Origin of the sequence: Mycobacterium syngnathidarum, assembly GCF_001942625.1 — a bacterium.
Taxonomy (GTDB): domain Bacteria; phylum Actinomycetota; class Actinomycetes; order Mycobacteriales; family Mycobacteriaceae; genus Mycobacterium; species Mycobacterium syngnathidarum.
The window spans coordinates 308,164-323,048 of sequence record NZ_MLCL01000029.1 but is presented as its reverse complement, the minus strand read 5'-3'; the positions used below and the strand labels follow the sequence as shown (position 1 = coordinate 323,048).

The window sequence follows — 14,885 nt, the reverse complement described above, 5'->3', positions numbered from 1 at the left end:
GTACCCATCTGCGGTCCACCGACCGCATCACCCACGACTATCGCGGTCAGGTCGCCTGCAGGGTCAACTGCGGCCCCGGATCGGCCGACAGCGGGACGTTGTGACGCTGCAGCAGCCACGACGCGATGTTGTGGAACAGCGGTGCCGCCGACGATCCCGGAGATCCGTCGGCCGCGCGGTGCGGCGCGTCCATCATGATGCCCACGACGTAGCGAGGATCGTCCGCAGGCGCCATCCCGGCGAAGGTGATCCAGTACACGTCGTCGTAATAGCAACCGCAGGCCGGATTGATCTGCTGAGCGGTACCGGTCTTCCCCGCGATCTGATAACCCTCGACCCCGGCCTGCGGGCCGGTCCCCTGCTGCACGCCCGTCGGGTCGCGCTGCACGATGGCGCGGAACATGTTTCGCACCGTACGTGCGGTTTCCGGCGTCACCACCCGCACACCTTCCGGGCGCGGCTCATCGGTACGGGTGCCATCCGGCGCGATGGTGGACTTGACGATCCGCGGCGGGATCCGTACGCCATCGTTGGCGATTGTCTGGTACATGCCGGTCATTTGCAGCAGCGTCATCGAAAGACCTTGCCCGATAGGCAGGTTGGCGAAGGAACTACCCGACCACTGATCGATGGGCGGCACCAGTCCTGAGCTCTCACCGGGCAGGCCGACATCGGTGCGCTGACCGAGCCCGAACCGGCGGATCATGTCGTAGAACCGCTCCGGACCGACCCGCTGGGCCAGCATCAGCGTGCCGACGTTCGATGACTTCCCGAACACCCCGGTCATCGTGTAGGGCGTCACGCCGTGGTTCCACGCGTCGCGGACCGTGACGCCGCCCATGTCGATAGAGCCCGGCACCTGCAGGACCTCGTCGGGACTGGCCAGGCCGAACTCGATTGCCGAGGAGGCCGTGATGATCTTGTTCACCGAACCGGGCTCGAACGGCGAGGAGACCGGGAGGTTGCCCATCTGCCGGCTCTCCTGCCGCCCCAGGTCCTGACTGGGATCGAACGTGTTGTCGTTCGACATCGCCAGCACCTCACCGGTTTTCGCATCCAGCACCACCGCCGAGACGTTCTTGGCACCCGAGGCGTCCTTGGCCTGCTGCACCTGCTGCTGGACGTAATACTGGATGTCGTCGTCGAGGGTCAGCTGCACCGTTGACCCATCGACCGCGTCGTGGCGGTTGCGGTAGCTGCCTGGGATCACGACGCCGTCTGAACCGCGGTCGTAGGTCACCGAGCCGTCGGAACCGGCCAACACCGCATCGAGCGAGTCCTCCAGTCCCAGCAAACCGTGGCCGTCCCAATCGATTCCGCCGACGATGTTGGCCGCCAGTGAACCACCCGGATACTGCCGAAGATCCTGCCGCTCGGCACCGACCTCCGGAAACTTGTCCATGATCGCACTGGCAATGGCGGGATCGACCGCACGAGCCAGATAGACGAAAGTCTCGTTACTCCTGAGCTTCTTGAGCACCGTCTTGAAATCGGGCCGATTGTCGAGCCGAGTCGAGACCTCCTTGGCGATCTCGGTGAGCCGGCGGTCCGGATCAGGCGCCTCACTGGATTTGGCTTTGGCCTCGGCGAGTTGCTTGCGGACTCGGACCGGCTGAAACGTCAGTGCCTTGGCCTCGATGGTGAACGCCAGCTTGTCGTCGTTGCGGTCGACGATGGCACCCCGCATGGCCGGGTTCACATCGGTGACCTTGAGCTGGCTGGCCGCCTCAGCGCGCAGGCCGGCCGCCCTGGGCACCTGGAGGGTGAACAACTGCGCGGCCGCGATCACCAGCACCGCCACCATGACAGCATTCCCGGCACGATGCCGGAACACGAAAGACGAACTGGCCAAACCGGTTTCGGCAGCGGCAACGCGAGTACGGCGGACCCCGGCCTCGTGCCCCGGCCCTGGAGAGGCCTTCTTCGCCCGCTGCGGCTTCGGCGTCTGACCCTGGCGGCCCGGGCGGCGGCTCATGCGGCGGGCACCGGGGCGCTGACCGCGAAGGACGGGGCATGCACCGCCGGCGCCGTGGGTGGGCTGAACTGCTCCAGGGGCGTGGCGGGGGCGGGGGCCACCGGCGCGGCAGGCTGTGCCGCCACCGGACCCGGCGCGGTAGGTACGCCCGGCAGATGCATCGGGGCCGGGGCCTGCTGCGGTGCAACCTGTGCGGGGTCGCCGGCGACAGGCCCGGGAACCGCGCCGGGCACGGGCGCCGCGAGCACATCGGGGGCGGCCGACGGCACCGCCGGTACCGGACCCGGCACCGGCGGTAGCGCCCCCGGGACGCCGTGCGGCGCGTCTGCTTGCGGAATCGGAATGCCCGGTACCGCAGGCAGGCCCGAACGCGGGGTGCGCACCGTCAACTCCCGCGGGTCGACCACTCGCGGGGCCGGAGGTGGGGGCGGCGCCGGCGGCGCCTCCTCCGGCAGCGGGGTGTTCAGCGGAGGCGGCGGCACCCCTTCGGCCGGCTTGGGGGTTCCGACGACGGTCCAGTTGCCGACAGCGTCCTGCACCAGGTGCGCAGTGTCACGTGACGGGATCATGCCCAGATCGCGGGCAGACTCGGCCAACGCCGGTGCGGCCTGTGCCTCGAGCACGTCGCGTTGCAGCGCCTCTTTCTGTTGCAGCAGACCCTGATTGACCTCGCGGGCGTGGCCCAGCTGGTAGGACCGCTCGGCCGAACCGGTCGACAGCCACAACGTCACCGCGAGTCCCAGGCCCAGCGCGGCGATCACCAGGACGACGAACGGAACCCGGGAGATCAGGGCGCGCGGATTGAGCTCGATCGAGGACAGCCGGACCAGCAGACGTTCCCGCAGGCGCACCCGCAGTGGTGGCCGGACAACCTTGGGAGCCTTGGCCTTACGTGCCTTCGCCCGGGCCTTGGCTTGACTGGTGCTCTTGGGCCGCGCCGGTCGGGTGCCCGGACGCCGAATCGGCCCGGTACCGGGTGCGGTCCGCGCGGGGCGCTGCTCGGAACCCGGCCGGCGCTTGCGCGGCGGAGCCTGCTCGGTGCGTCGCCCGCCGCCTCGCGCGGGTTGACGCACCGGACGCCTGCGATCTGACTCACGCAGTTGCTCGGGTCGCTTCACCTTCATGAGTTCCCCCCTTCCCCAACCTTTTCCAGTGCCCGCAGCCGTACCGGGGCGCTACGCGGATTGCGGTCGATCTCGACTTGGCGGGCCTTCTCGGCGCCGCGGGTCAGCGTGACGAATTCCGGTTCGTGACCGGGCAGCTCGATGGGCAGGCCCGGTGGTGTGCGCGATGCGGTGGCCGCGGTGAACGCCTGCTTGACGATCCGGTCCTCCAGCGACTGATAGGACATCACGACGATCCGGCCACCATCGACCAACGCGGCAAGGGCGGCGGGCAGCGCGGCACGCAACGAATCCAGTTCGCCGTTGACCGCGACCCGAAGCGCCTGGAACGTGCGCTTGCCCGGATGCCCTCCGGTTCGGCGGGCGGGCGCCGGAATCGCCTCGTAGAGCAGCTCCACCAGCTCTCCGGTGGTGGAAAACGGTTGCTGGGCACGCCGTTTGACCACCTTGTCGGCGATTCGGCCGGCGAAGCGCTCCTCGCCGAAATCGCGCAGGATCCGGGCTATCGACTTGGCATCGTAGGTGTTGAGAATGTCCGCGGCGGTCAGCGGAGCATCGGGATCCATCCGCATGTCCAGCGGCGCGTCCGCGGAGTAGGAGAAGCCGCGATCGGTCTGATCGAGTTGCATCGAGGACACGCCGAGGTCGAACAGCACCGCGTCGATCTGTCGGAATCCGGATTCGGTGATCGCACCGGCGATTCCGTCGTAGCGGGTCCGCACCAGCCGCACTCGGTCGCCGAAGGGTGCCAGACGGGCACCGGCGATGCCGAGTGCGTTGGGGTCGCGGTCGAGGCCGATCACCTGCAGGCCGGGAAATTCGGTCAGAAAGCGCTCGGAATGTCCGCCCGCGCCGAGGGTGGCATCCACCAGGACCGCGCCGGTCCCGTCGTCGTGATGGCGGATCAGAGCGGGGGCGAGCAACTCGACACAGCGGTCGAGCAGTACCGGGATGTGACCGTGCCCCTTGGCATCTGAGTGATCTGGGGAATCTGGCACCGCTGAAACACCTCCGCTCGGAATCGCCCCTGCACCGGGGTCTCTGTCCGAATTCACGGACCTGGCGTTGGGGAAGTACGCCAGGGCCAATTCGGGCAGAGGCCTCGCTGCACGGGCTAGGTCCGGGCCAGCCGCCGGTTGTTGGGCGGCATCACAGGATGTCGCGCAGAGCTTCATCGGTGGCCGCGGAGAAGTTCTCTTCGTGGGTCTGCTGATACGACTGCCAGGCTTCTGCGTCCCAGATCTCCAGGTAGTCGACCGACCCGATCACCACGCACTCCTTGGACAGGCTTGCGTAGCGCCGGTGATCCGCCGACAGGGTGATCCGACCCTGAGCGTCGGGGTGCTGCTCATCGGTGGCGGCGGCCAAGTTTCGCAGAAACGCCCGTGCGTCGGGGTTCCTGCGCGACGCGTCAGCAGCGCGCCGGGCCACCTTTTCGAACTCGTCACGCGGGTACACGGCAAGGCTGTGATCTTGGCCCTTGGTGACCATCAACCCTCCTGCCAGTGCGTCGCGAAACTTGGCGGGCAGTGTGAGCCGCCCTTTGTCGTCGAGCTTGGGCGTGTAGGTACCCAGAAACATCTGGACACCTCCCGCCACCCGGTTCGGATCCCGGGTCGCTTCGCCTTCTGCCCTCCGAACGGGGCTCCGTTTTCCCCGTTGGCCGCCACTTTACCCCACGATCCCCCACTTTGCTCCATTTAGTCCTGCGAGTTTGGACATTCTCCCCACCCTCGCCCCCAGGACACGGCGAAAACGCATGACTCGACCAACGATTGTCACCGCCAGGCGATCGAAAATCCCAGGTAGATGGCCGCCGAGACGAGGTGGGGCGTTGTGGGGCGAAAATCCCTACAGGTAGCGCACCGTTCCCCCACCCCGCCCCACACCGAGGCGCCACCGAACTACTCGGCGTGTCGCTGGGACCACCCGGACATCCATCCGGCGGGGAACTCGGAGCGACGCACAAAATAAGGGGGCAGCCCGTTACGGGCTACCCCCTGAAACCGTCAGCCGGCTCAGTCGTCGAACCGGCGCCGGAACCGGTCCTCCATCCGCGTGGTGAACGAACCTCCACGCTGACGACGCTGACGCGGCGCACTACCGGACCCCTGAGCCGCGCGGTCACGGCCTCCGGCGACGCGCGGACCCGTGACGGCGAACACCACACCGGCGAACATCGCCACGAAGCCGAAAACCGAAAGAACGGGGAAGCCGCCGAGCCACAGCGACTTCACCGCGACGCCGACGACCAACAACGCCAAACCGAGCACGAACAGAAACGCGCCCTGCAAGCGCCGCCGAGCCGATGGCGCGCGCAAGGTCCCACCGCGAACGCTCGAGGCGAACTTGGGGTCCTCGGCGTAGAGCGCGCTCTCGATCTGATCGAGCATGCGCTGCTCATGATCGGAGAGTGGCATTCGTCCCTCCTTGCCGACGCCGCCGTCGCTTTTCAAAATTTCACATGCCCGCAATTACGGGCACCTAAGCCTAATGATACGAGGTCGATCCGAGCCGTACCACCTTGTTCGGCGTCGATTGTAAGCGGTTCCGGGATCACACCGGTCGATGGGACCGACGGCCTCGCAACCGGATAATGCTGAAGATAATGAGCTCGGTGGACACCGGGCGGGCGAAAGGCGAGGCATTGGCGACGTATCTCATCGATCTGTCGCCGGACGACATGAAGCGCCGGCTTCCCGAGGCGTTGCGCGTGTACGTCGACGCGATGCGCTACCCGCGCGGAACCGAGGAACAGCGCGCCGCCCTCTGGCTCGAACACACGCGGCGCGCGGGCTGGAAATGCGTGGCCGCCGTCGAGGTCACCGGCGCGGGCGCCGAATCCAGCACCGACGCACCACCCGGCCCTGAGACCGCCGGCCTGCTCGACGCCCCGCTGCAGGGGATCGCCTACGGCTACCGCGGAGCGCCAGATCAGTGGTGGCAACAGCAGGTCATCTCCGGCCTGCAGCGGGTCGGCGCCAGCCCCGGAAACATCGCCGAACTGATGGCCAGCTACTTCGAACTCACCGAGCTCCACATCGCGCCCCGCGCGCAAGGTCAGGGCCTCGGCGAGGCCCTGACCAGGCGACTGTTGGCCGGCCGCGCCGAATCCCACGTGTTGTTGTCGACCCCTGAGATCAACGGCGAGGCCAACCGCGCATGGCGGCTGTACCGCCGGCTCGGCTTCACCGACGTGATCCGCGGCTACCACTTCGCCGGCGATCCCCGGCCATTCGCCATCCTCGGTCGCCCACTGCCGCTGTGACATCTGGCACGATGACCAGCGTGCATGTCCGACCACCGAGCCGCCTTCCCAGACGTAGCCGACGGACCCGCTTCCTGACGTTGGTGATGTTGGTGCTGATCCTGCCCATGGTGGTGGGCTGCGTTCGGGTCCGCGCCTCGATCACCGTCTCCCCCGACGACCGGGTGTCCGGCCAGATCATCGCGGCGGCCAAGCCACGGGACGCCGACGACAAGGGCCCGCAACTACTCAACAATCTGCCGTTCGCCAAGAAGGTCGCGGTCTCCGAGTACAGCCGCGACGACTACGTCGGCTCCCAGGCCGTGTTCTCCGATCTCAGCTTCGCCGAACTGCCTCAGCTGGCCGGGATGAGCCGCGACGCCGCAGGAGTCGACATCTCCCTGCGCCGCGCCGGAGACCTGGTGATCCTGGAGGGGCGGGTCGACCTCACCTCGCTGTCGGACCCCGACGCCGACGTTCTGCTGACCGTGTCCTTCCCCGGCGAAGTGACCTCGACCAACGGCGACCAGGTGAGCTCCTCGATCGTGGAATGGAAACTGCGGCCGGGAATCGTCAGCACGATGAACGCCCAGGCCCGCTACACCGACCCGAGCGCCCGGTCGTTCACCACGGCGGCCATCTGGCTCGTCGTCGGCGCATTCCTGGTCGCCGGTGTGATCGGCGCGCTGGCCTGGATGAGCCGCGACACCTCTGCCAAGCCGGGTGACCCGGTCGCAGGCAGCGACTGACCTCACCGCCGCACTCACAGCTACGCCCTCGCTTGGTACAAAACGCGCGGCACGCTCTACTCTGAATGCACTCGGGGGCACATCGTTGACGACAGAAAGGGGCGGGCGCTGAGCGTGCAAACTTCGGCACCGTCGACCGTCGAGCTGGCCCGGGCCGTCACCGACCAACTGCGCGACTATCTGCGTGAGCGCCGCCGCGACAGCGAGTACATCGGAACCGACTACGCCGAGCTGACCGAGGCCCTCGAGGAATTCGTGCTCCGCGGCGGCAAGCGGATGCGCCCGGCCTTCGCCTACTGGGGCTGGCGCGCGGTGATCGACCCGGCCGACCGCCCCGCCGACCCCGACGTGTTGAGGTTGTTCGCCGCGCTGGAGTTGCTGCAGGCCTGTGCCCTGGTGCACGACGACGTCATCGACGACTCGGCCACCCGCCGCGGACTACCCACCGTGCACCGGTTGTTCGCCGACCGGCATCGCGACCGCAACTGGCACGGATCCTCTCGGCAGTTCGGCCTGTCGGCGGCCATCCTGGCCGGCGACCTGGCGCTGGCCTGGGCCGACGACATCGTCGCCGCCGCCGACATCCCGGCCGACGCGCAGAAACGGGTCCAACAGGTCTGGCGCCATATCCGCACCGAGGTGCTCGGCGGCCAGTATCTCGACATCGTCGCGGAGTCCAGCGGTGCCGAATCGGTCGCCTCCGCGATGAACGTCAACACCTACAAGACCGCGTCCTACACGGTCTCCCGGCCGCTGCAGCTGGGTGCCGCCGCGGCTGCCGATCGGCCCGACATCCAGCAGATCTTCCACCAGGTCGGAAACGACCTCGGTGTCGCGTTCCAACTCCGCGACGACGTCCTCGGAGTCTTCGGCGACCCGGCGGTCACCGGTAAGCCCTCCGGCGACGACCTGCGATCGGGCAAGCGCACCGTGCTGCTGGCCGAGGCACTCGAGCTGGCAGACAAGTCCGACCCCGCAGCCGCCGAGCTGCTGCGCACCTCCGTGGGTAGCGAACTGTCCGACGCGCAAGTCGGCGATCTGTGCCGGGTCATCGAGTCGGTCGGCGCGCTGGCCGCAGTCGAAGCCCACATCGAACTTCTCACCCACCGCGCCCTGGACACCTTGGCCGCCGCACCGATCCACGAACAGGCAAAGACCGGCCTTGCCGAGATCGCCCGGTTCGCGGCGAACCGGTCGGCGTAGGAGACCGTCACAACGACATGATCACGCCCTCATGACACGCTTGCCGACCGACACCACGAATACCGGGGTCGCGCAACATCTCTCACGCCTGGCCGGGTTCGCGGTGTCTGCCGACGCCCGCCCGGCCCGATTGGGTTTCCTGGGGGCAGCCCTGCTGACCATCGGCGGGCTCGGCGCGGGCAGCACCCGGTTGCACGATCCGCTCCTGGAGTCACTGCACCTGTCCTGGCTGCGATTCGGGCACGGGCTGGTGTTGTCCTCGATCCTGCTGTGGGCCGGCGTCGCGACGATGCTGATCGCCTGGCTGTGGCTGGGCCGGCGCGTGATCGACCGCACCGCCGGCGAGTACACCATGGTGGCCACCACCGGTTTCTGGCTGGCGCCACTGTTGCTCAGCGTGCCGCTGTTCAGCCGGGACACCTATTCATACCTGGCCCAGGGCGCTCTGCTGCGCGACGGCTTCGACCCGTACGTGGTGGGGCCGGTACAGAATCCGAACATCCTGCTGGACAACGTCAGTCCGATCTGGACCACGACGACCGCACCCTACGGCCCGGCATTCATCCTGGTGGCGAAATTTGTCACGATGCTGGTGGGCGACGACGTGGTCGCCGGCACCATGCTGCTGCGCCTGTGCATGCTGCCCGGGCTGGTGTTGTTGATCTGGGCGACGCAGCGCGTCGCACGGCACATCGGTGCGAGCCCCGCCACTGCCCTGTGGGTCTGCGTGCTCAACCCGTTGGTGATCATCCACCTGATGGGCGGCGTGCACAACGAGATGCTGATGGTCGGGCTCATGATGGCCGGCATCGCGTTGGCGTTCCGACGACACCCGGTCTGGGGCGTCGGCCTGATCGCCATGGCCGTTGCCGTCAAAGCGACCGCGGGACTTGCACTTCCGTTCGTCGTATGGGTCTGGACACGGCAGCTGCGCGACCGTCACGGCCACCCACCGGTCCGGGCATTCGCGCTGGCGACCGCCGCCTCCATGGCGATACTGGCCGCGGTTTTCGCGGTGATGTCCTGGCTGGCCGGCGTCGGCCTGGGCTGGTTGTCCGCCCTCGCCGCAGGCAACGTGAAGATCATCAACTGGCTGACCGTGCCCACCGCCGCGGCCAACCTGATCAACGGCATTGGCGGACTGCTGTTTCCGGTCAACTTCTATGGCGTGCTCGAGATCACCCGGATCATCGGCATCCTCACCATCGTGATCGCCCTGCCGCTGCTGTGGTGGCGTTACCGGCACACCGACCGTGAGGCCCTGATCGGTATCTCGCTGGCCATGGCCGTGGTCGTACTCTTCGTTCCCGCCGCGCTGCCGTGGTACTACACCTGGCCGCTGGCGGTGGCCGCCGCCCTGATCCAGACCCGGCCCGCCATCGCGGTCACCGCCGGGTTGTCCACCTGGATCATGGTGATGTGGAAACCCGATGGGGCGCACGGCATGTACTCGTGGGCACATGTCCTGCTGACCACGGCCTGCGCCGCGGCGGCCTGGTACGCGCTCTACCACGCCCCCGAGGCGCCCGTCGAGACCGACAGCCGACCGTCAGTAAGCTAGCGCCTGCGCGCGACGCAGCACCTCACGCGCCTGGTGGGAGTGCAGTGCGTCAATCGGGCGGGCGTTGGAAATCTGCTCGGCGCGGCCGTCACTGGTGATCGTCAGCGACTCGTCCGGGGTGAACAGCCAGCGCATGATCTCGTTGTCGCGGTAGCCGCCGTCACGCAGCACGACCAGCAACCCGGGCAGGTGCTTGACCACGTGGCCATTGCCGTCGAAGAAGATCTGCGGGACCACCAGCACGCGGTTGCGCCGCACGGCCATCAACTGCCCGTCACGCAGTTGCTGATGCACCTTGGTGACCGGGATGCCGAGCAAATCCGACACCGTGGGTAGGTCGTAGACGGCCTCGTCGGGGGCCAGAACGTCATCGGCCGCTGGAATGCTGCTCACCGCATCGATTCTAGGTCCTCAGCCGCAACTCGTAACATGTGTCCGGTGGGGCAGCAATCGGATCCACTCGTCGGCACGATGCTGGACGGGCGCTATCGCGTGGACACGCCCATCGCCACCGGCGGCATGTCCACCGTCTACCGCGGCCTCGACGTCCGGCTGGACCGCCCCGTGGCCCTGAAGGTGATGGACTCCCGCTACAGCGGCGACAGCCATTTCCTGACCAGGTTCGGCCGCGAGGCCAAGGCCGTGGCCCGATTGAAGGATCCGGGCTTGGTGGCGGTCTACGACCAGGGCGGTGGAGGCAACGCCCAGGAGCCGCCTTTCCTCGTGATGGAGCTGATCGAGGGTGGCACGCTGCGCGAGCTGCTGGCCGAGCGCGGCCCGATGCCCCCGCATGCGGTGGCCGCAGTGCTCGAGCCGGTGCTGGGCGGCCTCGCGGTGGCACACCGCGCCGGACTCGTACACCGCGACATCAAACCTGAGAACGTGCTGATCTCCGACGACGGCGAGGTCAAGATCGCCGACTTCGGTCTGGTGCGCGCCGTGGCCGAGGCCAAGATCACCTCAACCAGCGTGATCCTCGGCACCGCGGCCTATCTGTCTCCCGAGCAGGTCAGTACCGGTGACGCCGACCCACGCAGCGACGTGTACGCGGTCGGCATCCTCACCTACGAACTGCTCACCGGCTTCACACCGTTCACCGGTGACTCCGCCCTCACGGTCGCCTACCAGCGCATGGACAACGACGTGCCCGCACCCAGTACGGTAATCGCCGGGGTGCCAACACAATTCGATCAATTCGTACGCCGCGCCACCGCCCGTGACGCCGCGCACCGGTTCACCGACGCCGACGACATGCGGGCCGAACTGCACGAGATCGTCGACGACCTCGACCTGCCTGCGTTCCGGGTGCCCGCACCGCAGCAGTCCGCACAGCACCTGGCCGCCACCCGCGTGCACGAGCTCGCCGAGCGTGACGATCCGCGGGTCGAGGCCGCCACCGTGGCGACGGCCGCACCTTTGGTCTCGCCGGCGGTGGCGCCCGCGCCGCGCCAGCCCACCCGCGAACTCACCCGAGACCAGCACGATTGGGCACCGATCCCCGCCGACCCCGAATACGCTTTCGGGGCCGCACAATTCGCCGGTGTCGAGATGAGCGAGTTCTACTGGGCCCGCCAGCGCGCCAAACGGGCGCTGGCGTTCTGGGTCATCGCGGTCATCACATTCACCGGACTCGTCACCGCCGCCGCCTGGACGATCGGCAGCAACATCGGCGCACTGCTCTAGCTAGGTCTGCTGGGCGGGACAGGCTTCGACCGGTACCCGCATCTCGATGTCGCGCGACTGATCGAACCGGAAGGTGACCTTGACCGACATCGCCGGGCGAACCTTTTCCCGCAGACCCTGCACGGCCGCGACGATCTCCTGTGAGGACTTGGGTCCGATGTCCACTGCGCCTTCGGCCGGTATCCGCACCTCATTCGCCGCGTCGGTGGTGATCGACAACAGGCTTTCGGATCCGGTCGATCTGCCGTTGGTCGCGGTGAACCGCAACTCGGCATCGCTGCCGACCTGGACCGCGCAGTTGCCCGGCATGTGGGCCGGCACGATGTATGCGTTGTCCACCGACGTCAGCGGCGTCTCGGTGTCCTCACCGCGGTTGTCCGGTGTGAAGTCAGCCGTTTCGGAACACGCCGCGGTCAGCAACGCCGAAGTGGCGCCGACGATCGCCCACCTGGTTGCGGTACCCATGCCGATCGGGTACCCAGACCGTCGCTGCCCTACTCGCGCAGCATCTCGGCGACGAGGAATGCCAGCTCCAGGCTCTGCTGGGTGTTGAGTCGCGGGTCGCACGCGGTCTCATAGCGCCCGGCCAGATCCGTATCCGAGATGTCCTGTGCCCCACCGAGACACTCGGTGACGTTCTCGCCGGTGATCTCGACGTGGATACCGCCGGGATGGGTGCCCAGCGCATTGTGCACCTCGAAGAAACCCTGCACCTCGTCGACGATGCGATCGAAGTGCCGGGTCTTGTAGCCCGTCGACGATTCGTGGGTGTTGCCGTGCATCGGGTCGCACTGCCAGATCACCTTGTGACCGGTGGCCTCGACCTTCTGGATGATCGCCGGGAGCAGATCGCGGACCTTGTTGTTGCCCATCCGCGTCACCAGGGTCAGCCGGCCCGGCTCGTTGTTCGGGTCCAGCCGTTCCACGTACTCGACGGCCTGCTCCGGAGTTGTGGTCGGCCCCAGCTTGATTCCGATCGGGTTGGCGATCACCTCGGCCAGCGCCACGTGGGCACCGTCGAGCTGGCGTGTGCGCTCACCGATCCACAGGTAATGCGCGGATTGGTCGTACAACTTGCGCGGTCCGTCCGGGTTCTCGGCCGGGTCGGACAGGCGCAGCATCGCCCGCTCGTAGTCGATCACCAGTGCCTCGTGACTGGCGAAGATGTCGGCCGTCTGCAGATTGCGATCGGCCACCCCGCAGGCGGACATGAACTTCAGGCCCCGGTCGATCTCACCGGCCAACGCCTCGTAGCGGGCGCCCGCGGGCGATGTCCGGACGAACTCGCGGTTCCAGTCGTGCACCAGGTGCAACGAGGCCAACCCCGACGACGTGAGTGCTCGCACCAGGTTCATCGCCGCACTGGCATTGGCATAAGCCCGCACCAGCCGTGACGGATCGTGCTCGCGTACGGCGGCGTCCGGGGCGAAGCCGTTGATCATGTCACCGCGGTAGGACCGCAGGCCCAGCGCGTCCAGGTCGGCCGACCGCGGCTTGGCGTACTGGCCGGCGATACGGGCCACCTTCACCACCGGCATGCTGGCGCCATAGGTCAGCACGACGGCCATCTGCAGCAGCGTGCGGATGTTCGCCCGGATGTGCGGCTCGGTGTTGTCGACGAACGTCTCGGCACAGTCGCCGCCCTGGAGCAGGAACGCCTCACCCCGAGCCACGTCCGCCAGCAGGCCCTTGAGCTTCTCGATCTCCGACGGCACCGTGACCGGCGGCACGCTCTCCAACACGGTGCGCATCGCCTTCGCCGCTTCCGGGTCCCAGCTGGGCTGCTGCACGGCAGGCTTGGCAAGGGCCGCGTCGAGCCGATGACGCTGCTCGTCGCTCAGCGGAGGCAGTGGCGGCAGCTCGTCGATGGGGATGTCAACGGTCCAGTTCACCCGTTCATGGTAACCACCGGTGAACAACCGTTTTCGCCGGTTACGCGGTGCCGGGATCGCGCGCCGGCGCCAGCCCCAAGCCCGTCATCAACTGGAACCGGTGCAGGTTGTGCCGCGCGTCCACCAGGGCGTCATGCGCCTCGGTCGGGCGCGGTGGCATTCGCGGCGATCCGCGGTCCTCCCAGAACTGCCGCAACTCACGGGTGAATCGCGGCATCGCCGGAGGCAGATCGGTCATCGGACCCCACAGCTGGCAGAGCACGACATGGTCGTAAGCACCCACCCAGGCCCACAGCTCGATCGGCTCGTCACCGTCGATGTCGAAGAAGTCCTCGAGCTCGGACCGGATCTGCCGCCGCGACCGCCACAGCTGCGAGGACGGGGACGGCAGTTTGGGCAGAACGTGCTTGCGCACCCAGCGACCCGCTCGGTCCGGGTTGAATTCGGTCGAGATCGCGTAGTACTCGCGTCCGTCCTCGGCGACGACGCCGATCGAGATCAACTCGATGGTGCGACCGTCGTCGATGAACTCGGTGTCGTAGAAATAGCGCATCAGGCGGTCCGTCCCGGGGCCGGGGCGGCATGGATCTCCCGGTCCAGCTGGGCGTCGACGGCAGCGTCGTCGGGGAACTTCGGCATCCCGGTGATCGCGTCCTGTAGCCACAGTTTGGCCTGCACCACGGGCCGGCGCAGCCAGCGCTCCCGTTCCAGCGCGCGGTGCATCTTGCGAGGACGGCTGGTGTAGCGCCAGCGCGCCCACGGCGCATGCGGCCGCGACAGCCGGACCGCTCCGACGAACAACAACGGGGTTATGAACATACCCACCAATCCAGTCCAGACCTTGCCCTTGAGCAGGACCACCACCGCCAGCAGCAAGGTCAGCACCGCCATCGCGACCACGAGTGCTCGCACGGCCGGCGACTGGTCCTCACGCCAGATACCGATATCAAAGAATGACAGCGGATTGAAACCGAGGATCAACAGCCCCGCCACCGCGACCGCGGCGAACACCGCGTCTACCGAGGTGCGGCCGTCCTCGGCCCAATACACGTCCGAAAGGTGCAGGATCAGCGCGAACTCGTCGAGCACCAGGGCCGCTCCGATGCCGAAGAACACCGCTGCCACGGTGAACTCCGCCACCCCGCCGCTGACCGCCAGCGTCACCATCGTCACGCCCGACACCATCACCAAAACGACCCCGATCACCATGTGGTGGATGTGCACCGAGCCGTGCCCCATGTTGCGCGGCTGCCACCACCTGGGCGGGCGGTCGCTGCCGGCATTGCGGCGGATGTAGCGCACCACGATGCGGGTCACGAAGAACGTGAGAATGAACGCCACCAGGCAGCACAGCAAAGGCAGGCGATCGCGGGCGAGGAAATCGAGATGAACGGTCGCGTGCACGCCCAAAGAACTTACGCCGACCTGCGCGCGTCGCGAGTGCGGTTGCG

General features: G+C 67.6%; 15 protein-coding genes. 5 read left to right on the top strand and 10 right to left on the bottom strand.

Annotation, left to right across the window (positions count from 1 at the left end; translation table 11 throughout):
• Positions 1-46 precede the first annotated feature (46 nt).
• The 5 genes from BKG60_RS09465 to BKG60_RS09445 form a co-directional block, all read right to left on the bottom strand.
• Positions 47-1,975 (bottom strand): peptidoglycan D,D-transpeptidase FtsI family protein, encoded by a 1,929-nt coding sequence (locus tag BKG60_RS09465; RefSeq protein WP_070943313.1) that lies wholly within the window; start codon positions 1,973-1,975, stop codon positions 47-49.
• Complete coding sequence (ftsL, locus tag BKG60_RS09460; RefSeq protein ID WP_070943314.1) at positions 1,972-3,099, bottom strand: cell division protein FtsL; 1,128 nt, start codon at positions 3,097-3,099, stop codon at positions 1,972-1,974. The genes BKG60_RS09465 and ftsL overlap by 4 nt, the downstream gene beginning before the upstream one ends.
• Positions 3,096-4,274: a 16S rRNA (cytosine(1402)-N(4))-methyltransferase RsmH gene (gene rsmH / locus BKG60_RS09455; protein ID WP_234998179.1), complete on the bottom strand. Its 1,179-nt coding sequence runs from the start codon at positions 4,272-4,274 to the stop codon at positions 3,096-3,098. The genes ftsL and rsmH overlap by 4 nt, the downstream gene beginning before the upstream one ends.
• Complete coding sequence (mraZ, locus tag BKG60_RS09450; RefSeq protein WP_029108782.1) at positions 4,249-4,680, bottom strand: division/cell wall cluster transcriptional repressor MraZ; 432 nt, start codon at positions 4,678-4,680, stop codon at positions 4,249-4,251. Before mraZ ends, rsmH begins: the two co-directional genes overlap by 26 nt.
• Before the next feature lie 437 nt (positions 4,681-5,117).
• On the bottom strand, positions 5,118-5,519 hold the full coding sequence (locus tag BKG60_RS09445) for a DUF3040 domain-containing protein (protein ID WP_070185306.1): 402 nt from the start codon (positions 5,517-5,519) through the stop codon (positions 5,118-5,120).
• Between the two features lie 227 nt (positions 5,520-5,746).
• On the opposite strand from BKG60_RS09445, the gene BKG60_RS09440 reads away from it, so the two are divergent.
• From BKG60_RS09440 to BKG60_RS09425, 4 genes are all read left to right on the top strand, one after another.
• Positions 5,747-6,367, top strand: coding sequence for a GNAT family N-acetyltransferase (locus tag BKG60_RS09440; RefSeq protein WP_070943541.1), 621 nt, complete (start codon positions 5,747-5,749; stop codon positions 6,365-6,367).
• Positions 6,368-6,378: 11 nt separating this feature from the next.
• A complete protein-coding gene (locus BKG60_RS09435) occupies positions 6,379-7,095 on the top strand; it encodes an LppM family (lipo)protein (RefSeq protein WP_070185307.1) in 717 nt (238 codons plus the stop codon).
• 114 nt (positions 7,096-7,209) lie between these two features.
• On the top strand, positions 7,210-8,298 hold the full coding sequence (gene idsA2, locus BKG60_RS09430) for a bifunctional (2E,6E)-farnesyl/geranyl diphosphate synthase (RefSeq protein WP_070943315.1): 1,089 nt from the start codon (positions 7,210-7,212) through the stop codon (positions 8,296-8,298).
• A gap of 31 nt (positions 8,299-8,329) precedes the next feature.
• Positions 8,330-9,859 carry an alpha-(1->6)-mannopyranosyltransferase A gene (locus BKG60_RS09425; protein ID WP_070185309.1) on the top strand — a complete coding sequence of 510 codons (1,530 nt, stop codon included), beginning with the start codon at positions 8,330-8,332 and terminating at the stop codon, positions 9,857-9,859.
• Here the strand turns inward: BKG60_RS09425 and BKG60_RS09420 are convergent.
• The gene (locus tag BKG60_RS09420) at positions 9,848-10,252 is read right to left on the bottom strand and encodes an Rv2175c family DNA-binding protein (protein WP_070185310.1); all 405 of its coding nucleotides are present in this window, start codon (positions 10,250-10,252) and stop codon (positions 9,848-9,850) included. The genes BKG60_RS09425 and BKG60_RS09420 overlap by 12 nt on opposite strands.
• A gap of 36 nt (positions 10,253-10,288) precedes the next feature.
• Between BKG60_RS09420 and BKG60_RS09415 the strand changes: the two genes are divergently transcribed.
• The gene (locus BKG60_RS09415; RefSeq protein WP_070943316.1) at positions 10,289-11,542 is read left to right on the top strand and encodes a protein kinase domain-containing protein; all 1,254 of its coding nucleotides are present in this window, start codon (positions 10,289-10,291) and stop codon (positions 11,540-11,542) included.
• On the opposite strand, the gene BKG60_RS09410 is transcribed toward BKG60_RS09415, so the two are convergent.
• Genes BKG60_RS09410 through BKG60_RS09395 form a run of 4 tightly spaced genes read right to left on the bottom strand, consistent with a single transcriptional unit; the run spans position 11,543 to position 14,838 of the window.
• A complete protein-coding gene (locus BKG60_RS09410) occupies positions 11,543-12,007 on the bottom strand; it encodes a hypothetical protein (protein WP_070943317.1) in 465 nt (154 codons plus the stop codon).
• Between the two features lie 29 nt (positions 12,008-12,036).
• Complete coding sequence (locus BKG60_RS09405; protein ID WP_070185313.1) at positions 12,037-13,434, bottom strand: class II 3-deoxy-7-phosphoheptulonate synthase; 1,398 nt, start codon at positions 13,432-13,434, stop codon at positions 12,037-12,039.
• Between the two features lie 40 nt (positions 13,435-13,474).
• Positions 13,475-13,987 (bottom strand): polyadenylate-specific 3'-exoribonuclease AS, encoded by a 513-nt coding sequence (locus tag BKG60_RS09400; RefSeq protein ID WP_070185314.1) that lies wholly within the window; start codon positions 13,985-13,987, stop codon positions 13,475-13,477.
• The gene (locus BKG60_RS09395; protein ID WP_070185315.1) at positions 13,987-14,838 is read right to left on the bottom strand and encodes a hypothetical protein; all 852 of its coding nucleotides are present in this window, start codon (positions 14,836-14,838) and stop codon (positions 13,987-13,989) included. The genes BKG60_RS09400 and BKG60_RS09395 overlap by 1 nt, the downstream gene beginning before the upstream one ends.
• Positions 14,839-14,885: the final 47 nt, after the last annotated feature.

What these genes read in the sequence shown, in the direction of transcription:
- rsmH (WP_234998179.1), bottom strand. Translation starts at nt 4,274, where the DNA reads ATGAAGCTCTGCGCGACATCCTGTGATGCCGCCCAACAACCGGCGGCT.
- BKG60_RS09435 (WP_070185307.1), top strand. Translation starts at nt 6,379, where the DNA reads ATGACCAGCGTGCATGTCCGACCACCGAGCCGCCTTCCCAGACGTAGC.
- BKG60_RS09465 (WP_070943313.1), bottom strand. Translation starts at nt 1,975, where the DNA reads ATGAGCCGCCGCCCGGGCCGCCAGGGTCAGACGCCGAAGCCGCAGCGG.
- mraZ (WP_029108782.1), bottom strand. Translation starts at nt 4,680, where the DNA reads ATGTTTCTGGGTACCTACACGCCCAAGCTCGACGACAAAGGGCGGCTC.
- BKG60_RS09400 (WP_070185314.1), bottom strand. Translation starts at nt 13,987, where the DNA reads ATGCGCTATTTCTACGACACCGAGTTCATCGACGACGGTCGCACCATC.
- BKG60_RS09410 (WP_070943317.1), bottom strand. Translation starts at nt 12,007, where the DNA reads ATGGGTACCGCAACCAGGTGGGCGATCGTCGGCGCCACTTCGGCGTTG.
- BKG60_RS09445 (WP_070185306.1), bottom strand. Translation starts at nt 5,519, where the DNA reads ATGCCACTCTCCGATCATGAGCAGCGCATGCTCGATCAGATCGAGAGC.
- BKG60_RS09425 (WP_070185309.1), top strand. Translation starts at nt 8,330, where the DNA reads ATGACACGCTTGCCGACCGACACCACGAATACCGGGGTCGCGCAACAT.
- BKG60_RS09415 (WP_070943316.1), top strand. Translation starts at nt 10,289, where the DNA reads ATGTGTCCGGTGGGGCAGCAATCGGATCCACTCGTCGGCACGATGCTG.
- ftsL (WP_070943314.1), bottom strand. Translation starts at nt 3,099, where the DNA reads ATGAAGGTGAAGCGACCCGAGCAACTGCGTGAGTCAGATCGCAGGCGT.